Origin of the sequence: Tardiphaga sp. 20_F10_N6_6 (assembly GCF_052076045.1) — a bacterium.
Lineage (GTDB): Bacteria > Pseudomonadota > Alphaproteobacteria > Rhizobiales > Xanthobacteraceae > Tardiphaga > Tardiphaga robiniae.
This window is the reverse complement of sequence record NZ_CP197239.1, coordinates 1,674,128-1,694,572: the sequence shown is the minus strand read 5'-3', so window position 1 is coordinate 1,694,572 and position 20,445 is coordinate 1,674,128. Positions and strand designations below refer to the sequence as shown.

Sequence of the window (20,445 nt, the reverse complement as noted above, 5' to 3'; positions counted from 1 at the left end):
ACCAATTCCCGTCTCCGGAACATTTGGTTACAGTTCACCTCAGGGTAGGGTTGGAGGGGTGATGACCGCAGCAGATGTGGCATCTGCGGTGGACGACTTTTTACGTAGACCGAAGGTAGCGGTAGGCGTCGAGATTCCGATCCCGTGGGCGAAAGGGTTTAACCCTTATGAAAAAGTCAAACATTACCCTCTTTCCATAGACGGTGAGCTGACCGGCGCGCAGTTGATGGTTGTCAGCTTCCCTGACGCTCGATTTCTTAAGTTCAGGCTCGGAATACTGTTTCCTGGGGCGGTATGTCGCCTCGACCACACCGACGAGACGCATCCAAATGCGAACAGGATTGAAGACGACAATGTCCCTATGATCGTCAAAGGGCCGCACTACCACTCCTGGCGAGTGAACCGACGATTCTGCAGGAGCGGCAGTCTGCCTGTTAAGCTTCACAACGCCGAGAATTTCGTCACCGGCGCTCGTAGTTTTGACGCTATCCTGCGTTGGTTCTGCGCCGACAATAACGTAATCGGTCTAGGTCCAGATCACATGATCGACCTGCCAAGGCCGGAAAGACTATTCTGATGACCCAGTCGCTGGAACATATAGCTGACGCGATCCAAAGCGGGATGCGAGATCTCTCTGAGATTGAAGTTATGCCTGATGGCGTCCGCTTCACAACACACTGTATGTACCCGTCCAATGGCTTGGTCAGGGTTGTAGTTCGCGGTGGAGTAGAGACGCTCTTTGCATCTGACGAAGGCGAAGCTGTGGGCGAAGCGTTAAGCGCGGGTGCTGTGATCAGGAACCCTGATCAACTGCTTCGCGGGCTCGTTCGCCCCCAAGGTCTGGAAATAAGCGAGGGGATAATCAGGTCTGCGCGTATGCCTATCGAAGCTGCACCTTTGGCAATTCTGGCGGTGGCTAATGCATCACGTGATGTTGCCCAATGGCTATATGACCATCATCGGCTAAAGAGCAGCCGAGACTTCCGCCGGATGCTCGCTGAATTTCTCAAGAATAAGTATGAGGAGCAGGTCACGCCAGCAACGATCGTTGGAAAAAGCAATAAACCGCATAAGTTTGCGAATGTGATCTCGTTTCCAAACGGACGCCGATTGATCGTTGACGCTGTCGCTAACGACCCTTCATCTATCAATGCTCGTGTTGTCGCGCATCTGGATGTCAGAAGCACAGACGATGCCACTATCGACCAGCGTATTGTATACGATGACGCAGAGCGGTGGTCGCCTGCTGATCTGAATCTGCTTCAAGTTGGCGCAAAGCTAATTCCGTTTTCTCGGGCGACTGATGTTATTCAGCGCGCTGCCGATCTCGCGCGTGTTGCGTAGAAGTCACGCAGTACCCCCGCTTTACACGGGAAGCCATTAATCAAATATAATACGTGAAACTAACCTACCAGCTGCGCAACAACGCGGCGTTGATCATATGAATATCTATCGACATCAATTTGTCATTGCCTGCCCAGCTAACAGCAAGCCGATCATCTACGACTTGGAGATCCAGTCCAAGAAGATGATATATGTCGAAAAGGTGGTCGTGGCCTGCCAGATGTGGCAGCAGGAGTACCACGAGAAAATGGCCGACGCGCTGATCGCGCAATTTCCTGGCACCGTCCAGGTTCTACGCGCGCATCACCACGGCGTCGATGTCGAAACGCGTCGCGGCGAATGATCCACTATCACGGCACCCCAATCGGAGGGTCGCGCCAGGATGCCGCACGTTTCTTGGTCGGCCGTCACGCTCTAGTGCCATGGTTCAGGCGTGATGACATGGGCGCGGTCGCCGAGTTCTGCCAGACGTTTTGCTTCGACAACAGCGCGTTCTCAGTCTGGAAAACCGGCGGCCAGCTCGACGTAGCCGGCTATATCGCATGGTGCGAGGAGTGGCATCGCCATCCTGGCTTTGACTGGGCGCTGATCCCCGATGTCATCGATGGCAGTGAGGAAGAAAACGATGCTCTGATCGAGCAGTGGCCGGCGAACATCCGTGGCGTGCCGGTCTGGCATATGCACGAGTCGATCGAACGCCTGCTATACCTGGCACTGGAGTGGCCGACCGTGGCCATCGGCTCGTCGGGGCAATGGCGAACGCCTGGTACGGCGGCCTGGTGGCAGCGGATGGGCGAGGCAATGACCGCTCTGTGTGACGAGCAAGGCCGGCCACCGTGCAAGCTGCATGGTCTAAGGATGTTGGACCCAGCGATTTTCTCAAAGCTGCCGCTGTCATCGGCCGACTCGACCAACGCAGCCGTCAACTGCGGATCGCTGTCGCGCTTCGGCTCGTACCTGCCGCCCACGGCAACTCAGCGTGCGGCTGTGATTGCTGAGAGGATCGAGTCGCAGAACTCGGCGGCCTTGTGGGATACTACCCTGGGGGTGCAACAGGATATGTTCGGGTGATGTCGTGACCGTATCCTTGCTACATGATCCTATTCCTCAAAACCCTCGACGGCTCCCACGAGAAGCGCCCGCTGCATGAGAAGCTGGTGCTGATCTTCAAACAGCGTGTGGAGGATGCCGAGGATGATGATGAGCGGGCGAGGACGAAGCGGCAACTAGCGAAGCTGACCAGGCATTCGCGGTCCAAGAAAAGAAGTGATAAAGAGAGCGCCGTGGATTGACACGGCGCTTTTTTCTTTTCCGGTTTTCGCCGGGCAGCCCAAATTCTAGGGCGCTCATCGGGCGCAGCGAGGGGTGATTTAGGCGTCGATTTGGGTAATTGGAGTGAATTCGCGGGAGTCTCAAAAATCAGCAAAGTGCTTGTTTTACGCTGTTTAGTGAACATCAGTGATGTTGCGTGAGGGATATGGACGAGGCTTCCAAGCTGAATACGAGGGTTCGATTCCCTCTACCCGCTCCAAATCAAACAATACAATTAAAATCAATGCATTAGATTGCGGTTCGTGTGCGGATTTGTAGCCCAATTGTGGACCTGCGTTTGGAGCAAATCACGCTAATTTCGACCTACAGCTTTTAGGCATTGCGAAGCACCTGTGCAGCGAGAATCATCTAGGCCGTAAGGATCAGGGGGCCGGGGATGCTAAGGCACAATACTGTTTTCGTGGTTGGGGCTGGCGCCAGCAAAGAGTTCGGCCTTCCCGTTGGCAGTGAGTTGGCGGCCGAGATCAGCAAAAAACTTGATATCAATTTTGACAGGTTTGGCCGAGAAGTCTTGAGCGGCGACGGCGAGCTTTTCGAGGATATCCGTCGTCAATTTCCAAAAGAGGCGCGAGAGTATCAGTTAGCCGGATGGTTCATCCGCGACGGAATTATCCTCGCAAGTTCGATTGACGATTTTCTTCACGTGCATCAACACGACCAGAGAATAGTCAATTATGGGAAGGCGGCCATTGCGAAATGCATCTTAGAAGCAGAGCGCTCATCGCTTCTTCACTTCGACCCTACGACTGCCATGGCGCACGAATTGGCGACTATAGATTTTCGGGAATGTTCGAATACTTGGCTTGTAAAGTTGATGCGACTACTCGGACGGGGATTACCTCACGCAGACAGACACAAGATTTTCGATCAATCCAAGTTCATCATCTTCAATTATGATCGATGCGTTGAGCATTTTTTCATAAACGCGCTTCAACGTTTTTATAACATCGAGCATACCGAAGCGATCTCCATACTCATGAAGGCGGAGATCATTCATCCTTACGGGACAACTGGTGAGCTTGATGGAATAATGGGAGTCAGCGCGCGTGCGCCCTTTGGCGCAGAGACCGCTGACTATCTTGCAATCGGGAGCAAAACGTTAAAAACCTATACGGAGCGTGTTGAAAGCGAGCGTATAAAAGAAGTTATTCGCGAGGCCGGGCAGATCGTTTTTCTTGGTTTCGCGTATCACGACCAAAACCTTCGGTTGTTGGCTGATGGTGGAAGTCTTCACGAAAGACCAATGATCGGAACAGCGTTAGGAATGTCGCCCAACGATACGAAGATCACAAAAGCTCAATTGCACAGTTGGTTCAGTCCTAGGCCGTCAAACGAGTTCCGGTTGGGAGAAATTACGGAAATGGAAATGCACCTCGGCTGCAGTCAACTTTTCGACTCTTATTCGAAGTCACTCTAGCGACCAATCGCGATTTCATCGATCTAGCCCTTTGACATCAAGACTTTAAATTCTTGATTCTATGAGAACATGCGAGAATGCTGGAGGGGGACAGTCAGGATGCCGGGAATTTTGATCACCGAAGGCGCGACGTTTGCGCTGTCAGGACTATCGATAACGATTAATCAAGAAACTGGCGAAATCACAATGGGCGAAGTTAAAGCTTCGCTCCATTACGACGTATGTCCATCTTGGCTTGCTATCGCCGTTGACCACCTCAAGGCTGCGAAGATGGCTCGGCAGGAGCTGCTTGAGGGCCGTGATTCCAATGACGATGAAAAGCGCAATCGCGCCCTGGAGCAAGAGTTCGCGACATCGATGCAGGTGATAACCTCTTCGGCAATAGCTATCGATGCATTTTATGCGGCAATCAAGAATCGGCTGAAATCAGACGCTGAGCCTTATGATCCAACAAAACGCAGATCAGCTAGGCATGCTCAGGTTTCAGAATTAATTCGCCAGGCGTTTCAGTTAAAGCCAAAGACCTTCGATCAAGTGCGAAACATCGTCGAACAAATTTTCAAATTTCGAGATCAGGCAGTGCATCCGACAGGCGATTTTTCTGATCCAACCGAGCACCCTGAATTGAAGGTCGGCGTTGAACGCCGCCTAGTCGTATTCGGATACGAGAACGCATTTAAGATAATTCAAACAACGGTCGTTGTTTTGAGCGAGTTGGCGACCAATGGCGACGCAAAGAACACAGCGATTGGGGATCACATGAAATACTTAAAATTCAAGACGGACCAGATTCGTGCCGAGCCCATACTTGAACTTGGGCCGGTAAAGACAAAAGAGCCGGTCCAATCGCCATCAAGCCCAACGTAAGAAAGGGCGTGGTTGCCCACGCCCTTTAGTCGAGATAATTTTTTATCAGTGCGCGCGAATAACGCCGGGCGGGCGTTCGTCATCTTCCTCCGAAATGAATTCAGGGTCTGGCGTTGGCGTTTCGCCATCTTCGACGAAGTCCGCCTCGTCTTCATCCTCACCTGCCATCAGAGCGAACCAAAAATCCAAACCGGCGAGTTTCCTTAATTCACCCATCGTGAAGTTGTCGAGTTCGCCGTAGGTGCATTCAGACAACAACTTCCCGTTGGGCATCACTAACTCATGATGATTGTTGCAAGGCGTGCTGAACGCTGGCTTGGCAATTGAGATCGTCGGTATAGCACTGATCATTTTGGATACTCATCTGTTACTGGTAATTTGCCTATAGCGGTGAGATCATGGTTCTACACACGATTTCGATCCCGAAATGTGTAGTCCTCATTTCAGCCCATCTTCTCGATGACGCGATAACCGCACTCCCCAAATCACTCGCGCAGTCGTCGCTTGCCGCCGCCCCCCATCCGGTCAATAACCGCCGCTTGTCATCCAAAGTGAGCCTGAATTCCCCATGACAGACCCCCGTTATTTCCCCGCCGCAAACGCCTGGGACAAGGTCGATCCGCGCGCCGCCGGCTACGCGCCGGACAAGCTCGCCGCTGCTGTCGCCTTTGCGCAGGCCAATGAAACGCCGTGGCCGCGCGGCTTTTATTACGATGATGGCCGTTACGCGCCGAATGTGGACTGGAATGAGGTCGGGCCATGGAGCGCGGTGCTGGGTCCCGTGCGCGAGCGCGGTGGCTCGGCGGGCATGGTGCTGCAAAATGGTCGCGTGCTGGCGGCGTGGGGCGAGATCGCGCGGGCGGATATGACCTTCTCCATCGCCAAGAGCTATCTCGCCGTGCTGACCGGCCTCGCGGTCGATGACGGGCTGATCGGGGATATCGACGAGCCGGTGGCCACGCGCGTGCCCGGGCCGCTATTTGCGGATGCGCATAACGCCAAGGTTACCTGGCGGCATCTGCTGGAGCAGACCAGCGAATGGCGCGGCGAGCTGTTCGGCAAGCCCGATCAGATCGATCACAACCGTCTGGTCGCGCCGAATGCCGACAACAGCCGCAAGGGCGAGCTGCGCGAGTGGCAAACGCCGGGCAGCTTCTACGAATATAACGATGTGCGCGTGAACCTGCTGTCGCTCTGCCTGCTGAACCTGTTCAAGCACCCGCTGCCGGAGGTGCTGCGTGCGCGCATCATGGATCCGATCGGCACGTCCCGGGACTGGGAGTGGGTCGGCTATGACAATTCCTTCGTCGAGATCGACGGCCAGCGGATGCAGTCGGTGCCGGGCGGCGGCCATTGGGGCGGCGGGATGTTCATCGGCGCCGAGGATCATGCGCGCTTCGGCCTGTTGATGGCGCGCGGCGGCGACTGGAATGGAAAGCGGCTGCTGTCGCAGGGCTGGATCGATGCGATGTGGGCGCAGTCTGCGCAGCAGCCGAATTACGGCTTCCTGTGGTGGCTGAACCGCGGGCCGCATGCCAACAAGGGCGCGCCGGACACAGCCGTCTATGCGCTCGGTGCCGGCGGCAACATGATCTGGATCGATCGCGACGCCGACATGATCGCGGTGACGCGGTGGTTGCCCAGCGCGAAGGCGCCGGAGTTCATCCGTCAGCTGATCGCGGCGCGGAGCTAGGACGCTTCCGTTCAGACGTGGAGCTTTCAAGCTCACCTTGGCGGTGCCGCGCAAGGGAGGCAACGCAGGCAGGGCGTTGCGGGATAGCGCATTCTTCCGCTTCCGGATGAGCCGCTGCTCGGCTTCCGCGTTGCTTTATCTCAAGCCGATTCCGGTCGTGAGATAAACGGCGATCAGGAAGGCGCAACCTGCCAGTGGCAGGGCAATCAAACGTAAAATTTGTGCTTCCGAAATCATCTGAGGCACCTATGTCGGCAGCTTCGATGGGAAGATGGCAGTTTATGCTTAATGCGCGGTAAATAGCTCTCCGGCCAGTCGTTGCGTCCGGCATCGAGCAGGGCCCGTATCAACCCGTCATCTCGTCCAGCAGTGCCTGCGCCAGTCCCTTCTGCGCATCCGGCAACTGATCGCGGCGCGGATCTAGGACGCTCCCATTCAGAACGCAGACGTCGCCTCCCATGCAACGGATTGCACGGGGCCGCGTTGGCTTGCACAGGGAGGCACCAGTATGAATGTTCGTAAGCCAGCGGAGCGGGCCCCGGAAGGTCCGGGCGAAAAGCCGGACCCGCTCACGATTCTCGGAGATCACCCCGCTCCGGAGGATCAGTTCGGCGGCGGCGACATCTGCTCGCCGGAGGCAGAGCCTCCGACCGACGACGACAAACCGCTCGACTGATCCCCGGCGCAATGCGCTTCGCGCGGGCTACATCGGCGGCACGACGCCATTGGTGCCGGCGACCACGTTGCCGGTGGTGAGCGTTCCGTCGTCCGCCTTCTGCGACGGTACGAACACCGTCATGCCCGGCTTCAGGTCGCCCTGCGCGGCAGCCGCAAAGGTTACGACTGTCGTGTCATCCGCGACCGAGATGGTCTTTTCCTTGCCGTGGAAGGTCACCGTGATGTTGCGGCCGTCGACGTCCTTGACGGCGTTGGTGACGGTGGCGTTGGTCATCGTGCTGTTCGGCTTCAGATCCCAGGGATAGCTGCCTTCGCCGGTGCCCTTCATGCCCGCCGGGAAGATCAGCACCTCGAGGGCGCCGTCGCCGCCGCGCGATTTGGGCAGCGAGGCGATGCCGACGAAGTCGCCGGGCTTGATGTCGTTGAGCGAGGCCTTGGCCACGCCGGTGACTTTCCAGTTGTCGTTCAGCTTGATCGCGGTCGAATTGCCCTCGCGGGTTTTGACCGTCAGCTTCGCGCCGTCGACACTCTCGACCGTGCCGCGCACGCGAACCGTCTCGGCTGCGCTTGCGGCGGAAATGGTGGCTGCACTCAGCAGGGCAATGCCCAGCCCGGTGACTGCCGCATAAAACGCTCTCATATTTCGTCCTTTCACGTAACGCTTTGGCGTGGTGCCGTGAGAGTTACGTTCGGGGATCGCGATGATTACGTGGGCGAGGATCACGGTGCGGTGATCGGGAACACTGGTGCGCTCTCGCAGCCTCGTTCCATGTGCCATGTGATTATCGGAACGATTTTGCCTTGCGCTGCTTGCTCAGGTCGGAGAGGTTCGAACTATGACCATCATGTCAAAGAAAGCTGCGCTGCTCATCCTGGCTGCCGTTGCTGAACTCGCGCTCGCTGACGCGGCATCTGCCCGAGGCGGTGGCAGCAGCTTCATGAACTCGCCGGGCTATCAGCGCCGGCTGCAGGAATCCCGCGGCTACGTCACAAACCAATCGGGCTCACTCGTGTCGCAGCCGGCTGCGCCTGCGCCAGTCCAGCACTCACGCAAATCGCGGCGCCGATAGCCGGTGGCGGGGAGGGCGTCAGCCCCTGGATATGAATGTAGCGTCGCGCGACGAAGGGACGGAAATACTCATCGATCATGTCGGCTGTTGGTCGTGAGCGGGGTCGTGCATTCGCCATCACGAACCGGCATGGCGCTTAGCTTCCGGTGCAGGCCCATCGCTGGTCCCCATCTCGTCCAGCAGCGCCTGCGCCAGTCCCTTCTGCGTATCGGGCAGGCCGCGATTGCGCGCTGACTGCTCCAGCGCGAAGGTCGCTTCCATGTGAATGCGGAAATGCGCGGCGTTCTGCTCGACGCCGGTGCCCTCGGGTACATCGCCGAACACCACGTCGTGGCAGCGCGCCACTGAACGTGACGTGAAGGCGCGGCAGGTCAGTGGGCGGACCTCATAGACCGTGCAGCGATTGTCCGATCCGAGCAGCGCGCAGCGCATGCGAAGTTTCATGACGTCGGCGGCATCGCGTGCGGCAGCCGCGGCAACTTCGAGGCGGGTGCGGAGTGCCGTCTGTTCGTCCGGCGTGAAATGCGCGGCGATATGTCTTGCCATCACGGTCGCGGTGCCGGGCGGCACCTGGACGTAGAGATGACAGCAGGCGGCGCAGCCGCTGGTGCAGGCATTGCCCGGCTGGTTCGGGATGTTGTCGCGAATGGCTGTCGTGGCGGCGTCCGCAATGGCGGTCGCATCGCGTGCGGCGTCCGCGATGCTGTTCGCCTGTTCGAAGGCGACGCCATAGGCGGCGCGCAGATTGCCGAAGATGCCTTCATAGCGGCCGGACAGCGAGCGCATCAGCGTGCCCACTTCCGCGATATTGTCCGACACGAAGTCGATGGCGTCCTGTGCGCTCATGCTGGGGTCCCGATCCGCTCCCGTCCTACGCCGCGAATCGGCGGGACGTCACCAGCAATCTGCAGCGGGAACCGGGCTTTACCGTTCAGGCGCGCGCTTTCGCTTTGGCCGGTTCCTTCAGCGCCGCCTTGGCCGGCTTCCCCGTCAGCGCCATGACCGCGACCGCGACCACGCGGTCGGTGATCGCCTGCACATCGTTGAGGTCGCACAGCCCGTCGGACATGCGCGTCAGGCGTTCGCTGTCGCGGATGGTCTGGTGCGCCATGGCCAGCGCAAAATGCAGCGCCCAGAAGATATCCGCGGGGTCCTGATCGGGCAGGGACCGGCGCATCGCCGCGGCGAAGCGCTTGAGGTGATCGACCTCGCGGTTCTTGATCTTGCGGATCGGCGGCACGGATTCGATCGAGGCGCGGATCATGAAGCGCGCGGCGTCCGAGCGCTGTTTCTCGGGGCCGAGGCAGCCGCGCAGCGTCGGGCCGACGAGGGCGGCGAAGATCGCATGGATGTCGGCGCGGCCGTCGCCGGCTTCCTCCGCCGCCTTCAATTCGCGCAGACGCTCGCGATTGGTGGCGAGGCTGCGCGTCACGAACAGTTCGGCGATCAACTCGTCCTTGCTGCCGAAATGATAATTCACCGCCGCGAGATTGACGTCCGCCGCAGCCACGATGTCGCGCATGGTCACATCCGCAAAGCCGCGTTCGGCATAGAGCCGTTCGGCTGCGGTGATGATCGCCGTCCGTGTGTGGTCTGCTGCCATGCGATCGTCCTGATCAAAACGGTCCTTTTGCAACATGGCCCCATGCAAGCGGCGCGGATCGGGGTCATTGCATTTCAAACGCGTGTATGAAACTATCGTTTGAGCGTCGGGAAATGTCAATGTGCGCCTGATGGCATATTGCATCTGCTCAACGCCATCGCCCCCGCGCGGATCTGTGCCGCATCAGCAGAGACAAATTTGCTCTTGCGGTGATCCAGCGACGGGACAACAGTGCCGCCAACAATTCTAAAAAACGCGAGGATCGCCCCATGGATTTCAATATGTCGGACCGCCAGCGCGAATGGCTCGAGCGCGTGTCCTCCTTCATGACCAAGCATGTCCGCCCCGCCGTGCCGATCTATCGTCAGCAGGACGAAGCGGGCGAGCGCTGGAAGGTGATCCCGATCGTCGAGGAATTGAAGAAGAAGGCGAAGGCCGAAGGCCTGTGGAACATGTTCATGCCGCCGTCGTCGCATGAAGACGACGAATTCCACGGCGCGGGACTGAGCAATCTGGAATATGCGCTGCTCGCCGAACAGATGGGCCATATCGGCTGGGCCTCGGAAGTGTTCAACTGCTCCGCGCCGGACACCGGCAATATGGAAGTGTTCATGCGCTATGGCTCGAAAGAGCATAAGCAGAAGTGGCTGAAGCCGCTGATGAACGGCGAGATCCGCTCCGCCTTCCTGATGACCGAGCCGGATGTCGCGTCGTCGGACGCGACCAATATCGAGACCTCGATCAAGCGCGACGGCGACGAATACGTCATCAACGGCACCAAGTGGTGGTCGTCGGGCATGGGCGATCCGCGCTGCGCCGTGATGATCGTGATGGGCAAGACCGATCCGAGCGCGGCGAAGCACCAGCAGCAGTCGCAGATCCTGGTGCCGCGCGATGCCAAGGGTGTGACGATCGAGAAGATGCTGCCGGTGTTCGGCTTCGACGATGCACCGCACGGCCATGCGCGGGTGAAGCTGGACAATGTCCGCGTGCCTGCCAGCAATATCCTGCTCGGCGAAGGCCGCGGCTTCGAGATCGCACAGGGCCGTCTCGGTCCGGGCCGTATCCATCACTGCATGCGCACCATCGGCAAGGCCGAGGAAGCGCTGGAGAAGATGGTGCGCCGGCTGTCGTCGCGCACCGCCTTCGGCAAGAAGATCATCGAATATTCGATCTGGGAGCAGCGCATTGCTGAAGCCCGCACCGATATCGAGATGAACCGTCTGCTCTGCCTCAAGGCCGCCGACATGATGGACAAGGTCGGCAACAAGACCGCCCAGCTCGAAATCGCGATGATCAAGGTCTCCGGCCCCAACATGGCGCTGAAGATCATCGACAACGCGATCCAGGCTTATGGCGCCGCTGGCGTGTCCGACGATGCGGGTCTCGCCCGTGACTATGCGTCGATGCGCACCATGCGTCTCGCCGACGGTCCGGACGAGGTGCACAACCGTGCCATTGCGCGGCTCGAACTGCGCAAGTATGCCAATGAGTCGAAGCACTAAGAAACGCTAAGCGGAGACTGACGTGACCGATGGTGTGAAGCGCGACGACGAGTATAACGGCACGAGGCCAGTGGAGGAGCGGCATCGCTTCGACGAGATGAGCCTCGAGGCCTGGATGCGCGAGCATGTGGAAGGCTATGAGGGACCGTTGACCGTCCTGCAGTTCAAGGGCGGACAAAGCAACCCGACCTATCGGCTGAATACGCCGAAGCAATCCTACGTGATGCGGCGCAAGCCGTTCGGCAAGCTTCTGCCATCGGCGCACGCCGTCGATCGCGAATACAAGGTGATCGCGGCGCTTGGGAAGCAGGGCTTCCCGGTCGCCAAGGCCTACGCACTCTGCACCGATGACAATGTCATCGGTTCGGCGTTCTACATCATGTCGATGGAAGACGGCCGGATCTTCTGGGATCCGGCGCTGCCGACGGTGCCGAAGGAAGATCGCCGCGCGATCTTCACGGCGAAGATCGAGACGCTGGCGCAACTGCACAGCTACGATCCCGAAAAAATCGGGCTCGGCGACTTCGGCCGTCCCGGCAATTACTTTTCCCGTCAGGTCGATCGCTGGACCAAGCAGTACCGCGCCTCGGAGACGCAGCTCATTCCGGAAATGGAACGGCTGATCGAATGGCTGCCGACCTCCGTTCCGGAGCAGGAGCGGGTGTCGGTGGTGCATGGCGACTACCGCATCGACAACATGGTGTTCCATACGACGCAGCCGAAGGTGCAGGCGGTGCTCGACTGGGAGCTGTCGACATTGGGCGATCCGATGGCCGACTTCACTTATCTTTTGATGCAGTGGATCATGCCGGGCCTCGACGGGCTCGATTTCAAGGCGCTCAACATCCCGACTATGGATGAAGCCGCGAAAATCTATTGCGAGAAGGCCGGCCGCAAGACCGTGCCGGATCTGAACTGGTACTATTGCTACAACCTGTTCCGGCTCACCGGCATTCTGCAGGGCATTGCCGGCCGTGTTCGCGATGGCACCGCGTCGTCGGCCAAGGCGATGGAATCCGCCAAGCGCACCGTTCCGCTGGCGCAGGCGTCGTGGAAATACGCACAGCTCGCCGGCGCGAAATAAACGATTGAAGAGGCGCGACCGATTGGGGATCGCGCCTCTTTCATGATCGCTTTAGAGATGCCCCGCTAAGAGGGCCGGCCGCAGCAAGTGCTGCTGCGTCGATCGACCTGGAAACGCACTTGTCTCTCTCTCCCAATCTTCGCGGCAGCGTGCTGATGGCCACGGCCATGGCCGGCTTCAGCCTCAACGACGCGCTCACGAAATTCCTGACGCTGCACATGAACTTCGGTCAGGTGATGCTGGTGCGGGGTCTGTTCGCCGCCGTGCTGATCGGCGCGCTCGCCACCCAGCAGAAGGCCCTGCGTCCGCTGCGTATCCTGTTCGTCCCGTCTGTGGCGCTGCGCGTATTCGGCGAGATCGGCGGCACCGTGACTTTTCTGGCGTCGCTCGCACATCTGCCCCTTGCGAACGTATCGTCGATCTTTCAATCGCTGCCACTCGCGATCACGCTCGGTGCGGCACTCATCTTCGGTGAGCAGGTGGGCTGGCGGCGCTGGCTGGCGATCGCTGCGGGCTTCGTCGGCGTTCTCATTGTGGTCCGGCCCGGCATCGAGGGCTTCAACCAGTTTTCGCTGCTGGCGCTGTTGTCGGTCGCGTTCTGTACCGTGCGCGATCTCGCGACCAAGCGCATTCCGACCGAAATCCCTTCACTGTTCGTCACGTTTTTGACGACGATCGTCGTGACGATCGTCGGCGCCATCCTGCTCGTTCCGCTGGGCGGCTGGACGCCACCCTCGAACCGGTCGCTCGGCCTGCTGGCGCTCGCCGCTGTGCTGGTGCTGATTGGATATCAGTGTGTGATCCTGGCGTTGCGCGCCGGCGATATCTCCGCTGTTGCGCCGTTCCGGTACTCGCAACTGCTGTGGGCCATGTTGCTTGGCTACCTCGTGTTCGGCGATGTGCCGGACGGCCCGATGGTTCTCGGCGCGTCGGTGATCGTGCTGTCCGGTCTTTATGCGTTCCATCGCGAGCGTGTTCGCAACCGGTTGCCGGCGGCCAGTGCGCCGAGCATGCCGCCGGATGGGTTGTAGGCTTGGCGCCCGGCCATCAGTCCGGCGCACAGTGAATGGCAGGGACGCGTGAGCCATCTGGCTCGCACGTCCGTCTTCGTGCACATGAGGCGCAATCATTTGGCCTGAGTCTTGCTCCTTTCGGAGCCTGTCTGCTCTGACCGTAACTCACCCAGGATTGTCTTGCCTCTCTCTCCCAATCTGCGCGGCAGCCTGCTGATGGCTGTCTCCATGGCAACCTTCAGTGTCAACGACGCCATTGCCAAGTTCCTCACCGTGCAGATGCATTTCAGCGAGGTAATGATGCTGCGCGGGCTGTTCGCCAGCGTCATGATCGGTGCGCTGGCGGTGCATCAGGGCGCGCTACGGCCTCAGCGGCTGCTGTTCGTGCCGTCAGTGGCGCTGCGCATCTCCGGGGAGATCGGCGGCTCGGCGCTGTTCCTGGTCGCGGTCAGCGCGTTGCCGCTCGCCAATGTGACCGCCATCGTTCAATCGCTGCCGCTGGTGATGACCTGTGGCGCCGTGCTGATCCTGGGCGAGCCGGTGGGATGGCGGCGATGGCTGGCGATTGCCGCGGGCTTCATTGGCGTGCTGATCATCGTGCGGCCGGGCGCCGACGGGTTCAGCCAGTTCACTTTGGTGGCGCTGCTGTCCGTGTTGTTCTACGCCACGCGCGATCTCGTCACCAAACGCATCCCGGCCGAAATTCCCACGCTGTTCGTCACCTTTCTCACCGCCGTTGCGGTGACTCTGGCAGGGGCAGTGTTCACGCTGCTGCACGGGGACTGGACTGCGCTATCGTTTCATTCGCTCGCTTTGCTGGCGCTGGCGGCAGTGATGACGCTGATCGGATTCCAGTGCGTCATCCTCGCGCTGCGCGTCGGCGATGTCTCGTCGGTCGCGCCGATGCGTTATTCGCAGATGCTCTACGCGATGCTGCTGGGCTATCTGGTCTTCGGTGACGTGCCCGACGCCATGATGGTGCTCGGCGCGAGCGTGATCGTGCTGTCCGGCATCTACACATTCCACCGCGAGCGCGTGCGCGACCGCTTGCTGGCGACGAATTCGTCGAACGCTCCGCCTGACGGCGTATAGCGCGGCGAGTACGCCGCGCTATAGCGACGCGGCTAGATCGGTTTGCCCGCGTAAGGCATCGACGCCGTGAGGCCGCCGTCCACCGGGATCGCCTGGCCATTCACATAGGACGCTTCGTCGCTCGCCAGAAACAATCCCATCGCCGCGAGTTCATGCGGCTGGCCGGCGCGCTTCAGCGGATTGAGCTGGCCGATCTTGCCCTGCGTGCCGCGCTCCTTGGCATTGTCGAAGATCGGCTTGGTCATGCCGGTCTCGATCAGGCCGGGGCACACCGCATTGATGCGCACGCCGGTGCCGGAGAGCGAATAGGCCGTGGTCTGCACCAGGCTGATGACGCCGGCCTTGCTCGACGCATAGGGATGGCCGGAGGCGCCGGACTTCAGGCCTGCGACAGAGGCGGTGAGGACGATGGAGCCGTGCCCCTGTTTCACCATATGCGGCATGGAATGCTTGATTGCGAGGAACGGCCCGATCAGATTGATGCGCAGGATCTCCTGCCATTGCTCGACGGTCTGCTCCAGCAGCGGCACGAGGCCGCCTGATATGCCGGCATTGGCCCAGATCGCGTCGAGCTTGCCGTATTTTGACAGTGCCTTCTCGACATAGGCTTTCACATCGCTCTCGGAACCGGCATCCGCCGTGATCGCTTCAATGGTGCCGCCGGCATCGCTCACAAGTTTGGCTGTCTCATGCACGCTCTCGCTGCGGTCGACGATGATGAGCTTCGCGCCTTCCAGCGAGAACAATTGCGCTGCGGCGCGGCCGATGCCGCTACCTGCGCCGGTGATGATGACGGATTTGCCTGCGAGGCGGCCCATAACTCTCTCCCTGTATGTTTTTTGTGCGGCGTGCCGCCATATGGAATTCAATGATGCGTGCCAAGCTGCGAAGATGCTTGAGGCGCTTCGCGCTCTGACGTAGGACGGATGAAACAGTATTGAAGGGTGGTCACGATGTCCAACGCCGAGAAACCGTTCGTGGCGCAGCATACAGTCCCTCAAGGTGTGACGGCGACGCGGTGGTGGTGGGTGCGACACGCCCCGGTGCGGAGTGACGGCGGCAACATCTACGGCCAGAAGGACATGGACTGCGACTGCAGCGACCGCGTGGTGTTCGATGCGGTCGGCAAGATCCTGCCACGCAATGCCGTCTGGGTCGCCAGCAATCTCAAGCGCACGCATCAGACGGCGAGTGCGATCTGGGCCGCAGGATTTCCGAAGCCCGACGCGATGCCGCATGAAGCGGATTTCGCCGAACAGCATCTCGGCGACTGGCAGGGCATGAACCGCGCCGCGTTCTTCGCCAGCCGTCCCATCAATGTCGGCAGCTACTGGTTCGCGCCCATCGATGAACCATCGCCGAATGGCGAAAGCTTCATGGACCTCTACAACCGCGTGCGCCGTGGCATCGAGCGCATCAATGTCGAGCACGCCGGCAAGGATATTATTGCAGTGGCGCATGGCGGCACGATCAAGGCGGCCATTGGTCTTGCGCTCAACGATCAGCCGGATCGCGGTCTCGCTTTCACCATCGACAACTGCTCGGTCACGCGGCTCGATCATCTCGCCAGCGACGGCCATAGTGGCTGGCGCATTCCAATGGTCAACCAGCAGCCCTGGATCGCCGATCCGTCGCATGCAGCGATGCATCAGCCGGCGGGGCCGGAAGTGACGCCGACGAAACTGGCTTAGTCATAGCCGTCATTGCGAGGAGCCTCTTGGCGACGAAGCAATCCAGTTCTTTTCGTCAACAAGAAGGACTGGATTGCTTCGTCGCTTCGCTCCTCGCAATGACGGAGGAAAACTCAAACAGAAAAAACTAGGGAGAAACACACATGAACCTGTTCGACATGACCGGAAAAGTTGCCGTCATCACCGGCTCGACGCGCGGCATCGGCCGTGCCATTGCCGAGCGCATGGCGGAGCACGGCGCCAAGGTGGTGATCTCGTCGCGCAAGCAGGATGTCTGCGACGAAGTGGCGACGGAGATCAACGCGCAGTTCGGCAAGGGGACTGCGGTGGCGATCGCCGCCAACATCTCCAGCAAGGAAAACCTGCAGAACCTCGTCGACGAAAGCAAGAAGGCGTTCGGCAAGATCGATGTGCTGGTGTGTAACGCTGCGTCGAATCCGTATTACGGGCCGCTGGCCGGCATTTCTGACGATCAGTTCCGCAAGATTCTCGACAACAACATTGTCGCCAACAACTGGCTGACCAGCATGGTCGTGCCGGACATGATCGAACGCAAGGACGGCTCGGTGATCATCGTGTCGTCGATCGGCGGGTTGAAAGGCTCGACGATCCTGGGCGCCTATGCGATCTCGAAAGCGGCTGACATGCAGCTCGCGCGCAATCTCGCCTGCGAATACGGCAAGTTCAATGTCCGCGTGAACTGCATCGCGCCCGGCCTCATCAAGACCGACTTTGCGAAAGCGCTGTGGGACAATCCGGAGAACCTCAAGGCCTCCACCGCACGCTCGCCGCTGCTGCGCATCGGCATCCCCGATGAAATCGCAGGCGCTGCGGTGTTCCTGGGATCTGCAGCCGGGAATTTCATGACCGGCCAGACCATGGTGATCGACGGCGGCGCTACGATTAGCTGAGATCAATCTCGTCATTCCGGGGCGAGGACGTCGCCGAAGGCGGCGGCCGCGAACCCGGAACCTCGACGTGGGAGTCTCCGTCGGTGTCAGGCCATTTCGAGATTCCGGGTTCGCGTCCGGCTTGCGCCGGCCGCGCCCCGGAATGACGAGTTTTTCTTGCTTACTCCACCGCCGCGTAGACGAGACTCCGGATCAGCGTCCTGAAATATTCCCGCTGGCCGGGTCCCTGCGACATGAACACCGCAAACAGTTCTTCCTGCGGATCGATCCAGAAGAACGTGCCGGCGACTCCGCTCCAGAAGAACTGGCCCTTCGATCCCGCATAGGGCGCGTGACCATCGTCGGTGCGTACGGCGAAGCCGAGGCCGAAGCTGTGGCCGGGCGGTACGAGATGTGTCTCCAGCTTCACGTTAGGGCTGAGGTGATTGGACGCCATCAGGTGCAGCGTGCGGCTGCCGATCACGCGGTTGCCGTCCAGCGTGCCGCCGTTGAGCAGCATCTGGCAGAAGCGCGCATAGTCCATGGTCTTCGATACCAGTCCGCCGCCGCCGGATTCCATCTTCGGAATTTCGAGCGGATCGAACAGCGCGACTTTCTCGCCGGTCCAGGGATCGGTGGGGAAGGGCTGCGCGATACGGTCCTTGTTCGTGCCTGCTGTGTGGAAGCCGGTCTCGGCCATCTGCAGCGGCGCCAGAATGTTCTCGGTGAGATAGCTGCCCAGCGTCTTGCCGGACACGACCTCGATGACGCGGCCGAGAATGTCCGTGGAGCGGCTGTAATTCCACTCAGAGCCGGGCTGGCAGATTAGCGGCAGGCCGGCAACGATTGTCGCGTGTTCTTCGTTGGTGATGTCGCGATTGCGCAGGTTCGACTTCTGGTACATCCGCTGCACCATGCCATTGCCGGTGATCTCGTAGGAGATGCCCGAGGTGTGGCGCAGCAGGTCCTGGATCGTGATCGGTCGAACAGGCAGCGCCAGTTCGAGCGCGCCATTGCGCTCGACGCCGACCTTGGTGTCGGCGAATGCGGGGATGTATTTGGCGAGGGGATCGTTGAGCAGGATATGGCCGTTCTCGACCAGCTGCATGATGCCCAATGACACGATCGGCTTGGTCATCGAGAAGATGCGGAACAGGCTGTCCTTCGACATCGCAGTGGCGCCGTCCGGGGTCTGCTTGCCAAAGGCCTCGAAATAGCCGATCTGGCCGCGGCGGGAGACCAGCATGGTGACGCCCGGCGTGGTGCCCTTGTCGATCTCGCGCTTGAACGCGTCCGACATGATTTGAAGACGGTTTGATGACAATCCCAGCGTTTCCGGCCGGGCCTGCGGCAGCTCGGGGGTCTCAAGGGAAACGGCGTGTTTTGCGGCAGTTTGGGCGTTCATGGGGGCTCCCGATAGTGCTTTGATTGATCTTGTCATTTGCCGGCTTACATAGGGGGCTCGCCGGCATGGTTGGACGAGCTTGGCCCAGAAGTTCGGGCTTGAACAGGGCCGTTTTCCCTTGTAACCAGCCGCCGGTTTGGTGCTGCGCACGGGCGTGGCTTAACAGGTGGATCTATGGCCAAAGCAAAATTTGAACGTAACAAGCCGCACTGCAATATTGGTACGATCGGTCACGTTGACCACGGCAAGACGTCGCTGACGGCGGCGATCACGAAGGTGCTGGCAGAGACGGGCGGTGCCACGTTCACCGCTTACGACCAGATCGACAAGGCGCCCGAGGAAAAGGCCCGCGGCATCACCATTTCGACGGCACACGTCGAATACGAGACCGCCAACCGGCACTACGCCCACGTCGACTGCCCCGGCCACGCCGACTATGTGAAGAACATGATCACCGGCGCCGCGCAGATGGACGGTGGCATCCTGGTCGTGTCGGCCGCTGACGGCCCGATGCCGCAGACCCGCGAGCACATCCTGCTCGCCCGCCAGGTCGGCGTGCCCGCGCTGGTCGTGTTCCTGAACAAGTGCGACATGGTCGATGATCCGGAACTGCTCGAGCTCGTGGAAATGGAAGTGCGCGAACTGCTCTCGAAGTACGACTTCCCGGGCGACGACATTCCGATCATCAAGGGTTCGGCGCTGGCCGCTCTCGAAAACTCGGACCAGAAGCTCGGTCACGACGCCATTCTCGAACTGATGAAGAATGTCGACAGCTACATCCCGCAGCCGGAGCGTCCGGTTGACCAGCCGTTCCTGATGCCAGTGGAAGACGTGTTCTCGATCTCGGGCCGTGGTACGGTCGTGACCGGCCGCGTCGAGCGCGGCATCGTCAAGGTCGGCGAGGAAATCGAAATCGTCGGCATCCGCGCCACGCAGAAGACGATCTGCACCGGCGTTGAAATGTTCCGCAAGCTGCTCGATCAGGGCCAGGCCGGCGACAACATCGGCGCGCTGCTGCGCGGCACCAAGCGTGAAGACGTCGAGCGCGGCCAGGTGCTGTGCAAGCCGGGTTCGGTGAAGCCGCACACCAAGTTCAAGGCCGAGGCTTACATCCTCACCAAGGAAGAGGGTGGCCGTCACACGCCGTTCTTCACCAACTACCGTCCGCAGTTCTACTTCCGCACCACCGACGTGACCGGTGTGGTGCATCTGCCGGAAGGCACCGAAATGGTGATGCCGGGCGACAACATCGCCATGGAAGTGCACCTGATCGTGCCGATCGCGATGGAAGAAAAGCTGCGCTTCGCCATCCGTGAAGGCGGCCGCACGGTTGGAGCCGGAGTGGTTGCATCGATCATTGAATGATCGACGCAACAACTCCGAAAGGTCCAACCTAAAGAAAATGAGCCAAGTGCGGTATACCGCACTTGGCTGCGGTGCAGGCGTCGTCGCGAGCATCATCGAGTAATCGACAAAAACGGCGGGCAGGGGCTGGTTCCCTTGTCCGCCGTTTGGATTCCGGCGGGTTTTGATCAGGGTGGTGCGCTTCGCCTCTTGCAAATCAGGCGTCGCATATGCTTCAAACGGCGCGAAATGACTGATGTGTCGTTTCCGTAGGGGTGTAGCTCAGTTGGTAGAGTACCGGTCTCCAAAACCGGTTGTCGTAGGTTCGAGCCCTACCGCCCCTGCCATTTATCTAATTGATTTTGCTCGAATTTTCTATTTTCGTTCTCGGAGTGCTTGGCTCTCCGGAGCTCGTGG

23 protein-coding genes and 1 tRNA gene are annotated in these 20,445 nt (G+C 59.8%); 18 read left to right on the top strand and 6 right to left on the bottom strand.

What is annotated here, in order from left to right; genetic code table 11:
• Positions 1-61 precede the first annotated feature (61 nt).
• The 7 genes from AB7813_RS08155 to AB7813_RS08125 all read left to right on the top strand — a co-directional run bounded on the left by AB7813_RS08155 (position 62) and on the right by AB7813_RS08125 (position 4,960).
• Positions 62-577 carry a hypothetical protein gene (locus AB7813_RS08155; RefSeq protein ID WP_439083215.1) on the top strand — a complete coding sequence of 172 codons (516 nt, stop codon included), beginning with the start codon at positions 62-64 and terminating at the stop codon, positions 575-577.
• Positions 577-1,344, top strand: a complete 768-nt coding sequence (locus AB7813_RS08150) for a hypothetical protein (RefSeq protein ID WP_439083216.1) — start codon at positions 577-579, stop codon at positions 1,342-1,344. Before AB7813_RS08155 ends, AB7813_RS08150 begins: the two co-directional genes overlap by 1 nt.
• A gap of 97 nt (positions 1,345-1,441) precedes the next feature.
• Positions 1,442-1,687, top strand: coding sequence for a hypothetical protein (locus AB7813_RS08145; protein WP_439083217.1), 246 nt, complete (start codon positions 1,442-1,444; stop codon positions 1,685-1,687).
• A gap of 98 nt (positions 1,688-1,785) precedes the next feature.
• Positions 1,786-2,415, top strand: coding sequence for a hypothetical protein (locus tag AB7813_RS08140; RefSeq protein WP_439083218.1), 630 nt, complete (start codon positions 1,786-1,788; stop codon positions 2,413-2,415).
• A gap of 23 nt (positions 2,416-2,438) precedes the next feature.
• Positions 2,439-2,636: a hypothetical protein gene (locus tag AB7813_RS08135; protein WP_439083219.1), complete on the top strand. Its 198-nt coding sequence runs from the start codon at positions 2,439-2,441 to the stop codon at positions 2,634-2,636.
• Positions 2,637-3,052: 416 nt separating this feature from the next.
• Positions 3,053-4,093, top strand: coding sequence for a hypothetical protein (locus tag AB7813_RS08130; protein ID WP_439083220.1), 1,041 nt, complete (start codon positions 3,053-3,055; stop codon positions 4,091-4,093).
• Between the two features lie 99 nt (positions 4,094-4,192).
• Entirely contained in the window at positions 4,193-4,960 is a 768-nt protein-coding gene (locus AB7813_RS08125) for a hypothetical protein (RefSeq protein WP_441227969.1), read from the top strand.
• 45 nt (positions 4,961-5,005) lie between these two features.
• On the opposite strand, the gene AB7813_RS08120 is transcribed toward AB7813_RS08125, so the two are convergent.
• Positions 5,006-5,311, bottom strand: coding sequence for a hypothetical protein (locus tag AB7813_RS08120; RefSeq protein WP_439083222.1), 306 nt, complete (start codon positions 5,309-5,311; stop codon positions 5,006-5,008).
• A 217-nt stretch (positions 5,312-5,528) separates the two neighbouring features.
• On the opposite strand from AB7813_RS08120, the gene AB7813_RS08115 reads away from it, so the two are divergent.
• On the top strand, positions 5,529-6,653 hold the full coding sequence (locus AB7813_RS08115) for a serine hydrolase domain-containing protein (RefSeq protein WP_439083223.1): 1,125 nt from the start codon (positions 5,529-5,531) through the stop codon (positions 6,651-6,653).
• 508 nt (positions 6,654-7,161) lie between these two features.
• On the top strand, positions 7,162-7,329 hold the full coding sequence (locus tag AB7813_RS08110; RefSeq protein WP_158596884.1) for a hypothetical protein: 168 nt from the start codon (positions 7,162-7,164) through the stop codon (positions 7,327-7,329).
• Positions 7,330-7,356: 27 nt separating this feature from the next.
• Here the strand turns inward: AB7813_RS08110 and AB7813_RS08105 are convergent, their stop codons facing one another.
• Positions 7,357-7,971 (bottom strand): hypothetical protein, encoded by a 615-nt coding sequence (locus AB7813_RS08105; RefSeq protein WP_439083224.1) that lies wholly within the window; start codon positions 7,969-7,971, stop codon positions 7,357-7,359.
• A gap of 196 nt (positions 7,972-8,167) precedes the next feature.
• Between AB7813_RS08105 and AB7813_RS08100 the strand changes: the two genes are divergently transcribed.
• Complete coding sequence (locus AB7813_RS08100) at positions 8,168-8,401, top strand: hypothetical protein (protein WP_093762152.1); 234 nt, start codon at positions 8,168-8,170, stop codon at positions 8,399-8,401.
• Between the two features lie 117 nt (positions 8,402-8,518).
• On the opposite strand, the gene AB7813_RS08095 is transcribed toward AB7813_RS08100, so the two are convergent.
• Both AB7813_RS08095 and AB7813_RS08090 read right to left on the bottom strand, forming a co-directional pair.
• The gene (locus tag AB7813_RS08095; protein WP_439083225.1) at positions 8,519-9,247 is read right to left on the bottom strand and encodes a YkgJ family cysteine cluster protein; all 729 of its coding nucleotides are present in this window, start codon (positions 9,245-9,247) and stop codon (positions 8,519-8,521) included.
• 85 nt (positions 9,248-9,332) lie between these two features.
• Positions 9,333-10,004: a TetR/AcrR family transcriptional regulator gene (locus AB7813_RS08090; RefSeq protein ID WP_231080272.1), complete on the bottom strand. Its 672-nt coding sequence runs from the start codon at positions 10,002-10,004 to the stop codon at positions 9,333-9,335.
• 269 nt (positions 10,005-10,273) lie between these two features.
• Here AB7813_RS08090 and AB7813_RS08085 point away from each other — a divergent pair, with 269 nt between their 5' ends.
• From AB7813_RS08085 to AB7813_RS08070, 4 genes are all read left to right on the top strand, one after another.
• On the top strand, positions 10,274-11,509 hold the full coding sequence (locus AB7813_RS08085; protein ID WP_068731553.1) for an acyl-CoA dehydrogenase family protein: 1,236 nt from the start codon (positions 10,274-10,276) through the stop codon (positions 11,507-11,509).
• Positions 11,510-11,531: 22 nt separating this feature from the next.
• Positions 11,532-12,593, top strand: a complete 1,062-nt coding sequence (locus tag AB7813_RS08080; protein WP_116661769.1) for a phosphotransferase family protein — start codon at positions 11,532-11,534, stop codon at positions 12,591-12,593.
• Positions 12,594-12,712: 119 nt separating this feature from the next.
• Entirely contained in the window at positions 12,713-13,624 is a 912-nt protein-coding gene (locus tag AB7813_RS08075; RefSeq protein WP_320444609.1) for a DMT family transporter, read from the top strand.
• Positions 13,625-13,786: 162 nt separating this feature from the next.
• Positions 13,787-14,698: a DMT family transporter gene (locus AB7813_RS08070; protein ID WP_439083226.1), complete on the top strand. Its 912-nt coding sequence runs from the start codon at positions 13,787-13,789 to the stop codon at positions 14,696-14,698.
• A gap of 32 nt (positions 14,699-14,730) precedes the next feature.
• Here AB7813_RS08070 and AB7813_RS08065 read toward each other — a convergent pair whose 3' ends face one another.
• Complete coding sequence (locus AB7813_RS08065; RefSeq protein ID WP_120293134.1) at positions 14,731-15,516, bottom strand: SDR family NAD(P)-dependent oxidoreductase; 786 nt, start codon at positions 15,514-15,516, stop codon at positions 14,731-14,733.
• Between the two features lie 135 nt (positions 15,517-15,651).
• Between AB7813_RS08065 and AB7813_RS08060 the strand changes: the two genes are divergently transcribed.
• Both AB7813_RS08060 and AB7813_RS08055 read left to right on the top strand, forming a co-directional pair.
• Entirely contained in the window at positions 15,652-16,389 is a 738-nt protein-coding gene (locus AB7813_RS08060) for a histidine phosphatase family protein (protein ID WP_120293136.1), read from the top strand.
• Between the two features lie 143 nt (positions 16,390-16,532).
• Positions 16,533-17,300, top strand: coding sequence for an SDR family NAD(P)-dependent oxidoreductase (locus AB7813_RS08055; RefSeq protein ID WP_089264737.1), 768 nt, complete (start codon positions 16,533-16,535; stop codon positions 17,298-17,300).
• A gap of 160 nt (positions 17,301-17,460) precedes the next feature.
• On the opposite strand, the gene AB7813_RS08050 is transcribed toward AB7813_RS08055, so the two are convergent.
• Positions 17,461-18,684, bottom strand: coding sequence for a serine hydrolase domain-containing protein (locus AB7813_RS08050; RefSeq protein ID WP_439083227.1), 1,224 nt, complete (start codon positions 18,682-18,684; stop codon positions 17,461-17,463).
• Positions 18,685-18,858: 174 nt separating this feature from the next.
• On the opposite strand from AB7813_RS08050, the gene tuf reads away from it, so the two are divergent.
• Together tuf and AB7813_RS08040 are read left to right on the top strand one after the other, a co-directional pair.
• Positions 18,859-20,049: an elongation factor Tu gene (gene tuf, locus AB7813_RS08045; protein WP_184517871.1), complete on the top strand. Its 1,191-nt coding sequence runs from the start codon at positions 18,859-18,861 to the stop codon at positions 20,047-20,049.
• Between the two features lie 250 nt (positions 20,050-20,299).
• A tRNA-Trp gene (locus tag AB7813_RS08040) sits at positions 20,300-20,375 on the top strand.
• Positions 20,376-20,445: the final 70 nt, after the last annotated feature.

Bases quoted from the DNA above. Each gene is read 5' to 3' on its own strand.
- AB7813_RS08155 (WP_439083215.1), top strand. From the start codon at position 62: ATGACCGCAGCAGATGTGGCATCTGCGGTGGACGACTTTTTACGTAGA.
- AB7813_RS08150 (WP_439083216.1), top strand. From the start codon at position 577: ATGACCCAGTCGCTGGAACATATAGCTGACGCGATCCAAAGCGGGATG.
- AB7813_RS08145 (WP_439083217.1), top strand. From the start codon at position 1,442: ATGAATATCTATCGACATCAATTTGTCATTGCCTGCCCAGCTAACAGC.
- AB7813_RS08140 (WP_439083218.1), top strand. From the start codon at position 1,786: ATGGGCGCGGTCGCCGAGTTCTGCCAGACGTTTTGCTTCGACAACAGC.
- AB7813_RS08135 (WP_439083219.1), top strand. From the start codon at position 2,439: ATGATCCTATTCCTCAAAACCCTCGACGGCTCCCACGAGAAGCGCCCG.
- AB7813_RS08130 (WP_439083220.1), top strand. From the start codon at position 3,053: ATGCTAAGGCACAATACTGTTTTCGTGGTTGGGGCTGGCGCCAGCAAA.
- AB7813_RS08125 (WP_441227969.1), top strand. From the start codon at position 4,193: ATGCCGGGAATTTTGATCACCGAAGGCGCGACGTTTGCGCTGTCAGGA.
- AB7813_RS08120 (WP_439083222.1), bottom strand. From the start codon at position 5,311: ATGATCAGTGCTATACCGACGATCTCAATTGCCAAGCCAGCGTTCAGC.
- AB7813_RS08115 (WP_439083223.1), top strand. From the start codon at position 5,529: ATGACAGACCCCCGTTATTTCCCCGCCGCAAACGCCTGGGACAAGGTC.
- AB7813_RS08110 (WP_158596884.1), top strand. From the start codon at position 7,162: ATGAATGTTCGTAAGCCAGCGGAGCGGGCCCCGGAAGGTCCGGGCGAA.
- AB7813_RS08105 (WP_439083224.1), bottom strand. From the start codon at position 7,971: ATGAGAGCGTTTTATGCGGCAGTCACCGGGCTGGGCATTGCCCTGCTG.
- AB7813_RS08100 (WP_093762152.1), top strand. From the start codon at position 8,168: ATGACCATCATGTCAAAGAAAGCTGCGCTGCTCATCCTGGCTGCCGTT.
- AB7813_RS08095 (WP_439083225.1), bottom strand. From the start codon at position 9,247: ATGAGCGCACAGGACGCCATCGACTTCGTGTCGGACAATATCGCGGAA.
- AB7813_RS08090 (WP_231080272.1), bottom strand. From the start codon at position 10,004: ATGGCAGCAGACCACACACGGACGGCGATCATCACCGCAGCCGAACGG.
- AB7813_RS08085 (WP_068731553.1), top strand. From the start codon at position 10,274: ATGGATTTCAATATGTCGGACCGCCAGCGCGAATGGCTCGAGCGCGTG.
- AB7813_RS08065 (WP_120293134.1), bottom strand. From the start codon at position 15,516: ATGGGCCGCCTCGCAGGCAAATCCGTCATCATCACCGGCGCAGGTAGC.
- AB7813_RS08060 (WP_120293136.1), top strand. From the start codon at position 15,652: ATGTCCAACGCCGAGAAACCGTTCGTGGCGCAGCATACAGTCCCTCAA.
- AB7813_RS08055 (WP_089264737.1), top strand. From the start codon at position 16,533: ATGAACCTGTTCGACATGACCGGAAAAGTTGCCGTCATCACCGGCTCG.
- AB7813_RS08050 (WP_439083227.1), bottom strand. From the start codon at position 18,684: ATGAACGCCCAAACTGCCGCAAAACACGCCGTTTCCCTTGAGACCCCC.
- tuf (WP_184517871.1), top strand. From the start codon at position 18,859: ATGGCCAAAGCAAAATTTGAACGTAACAAGCCGCACTGCAATATTGGT.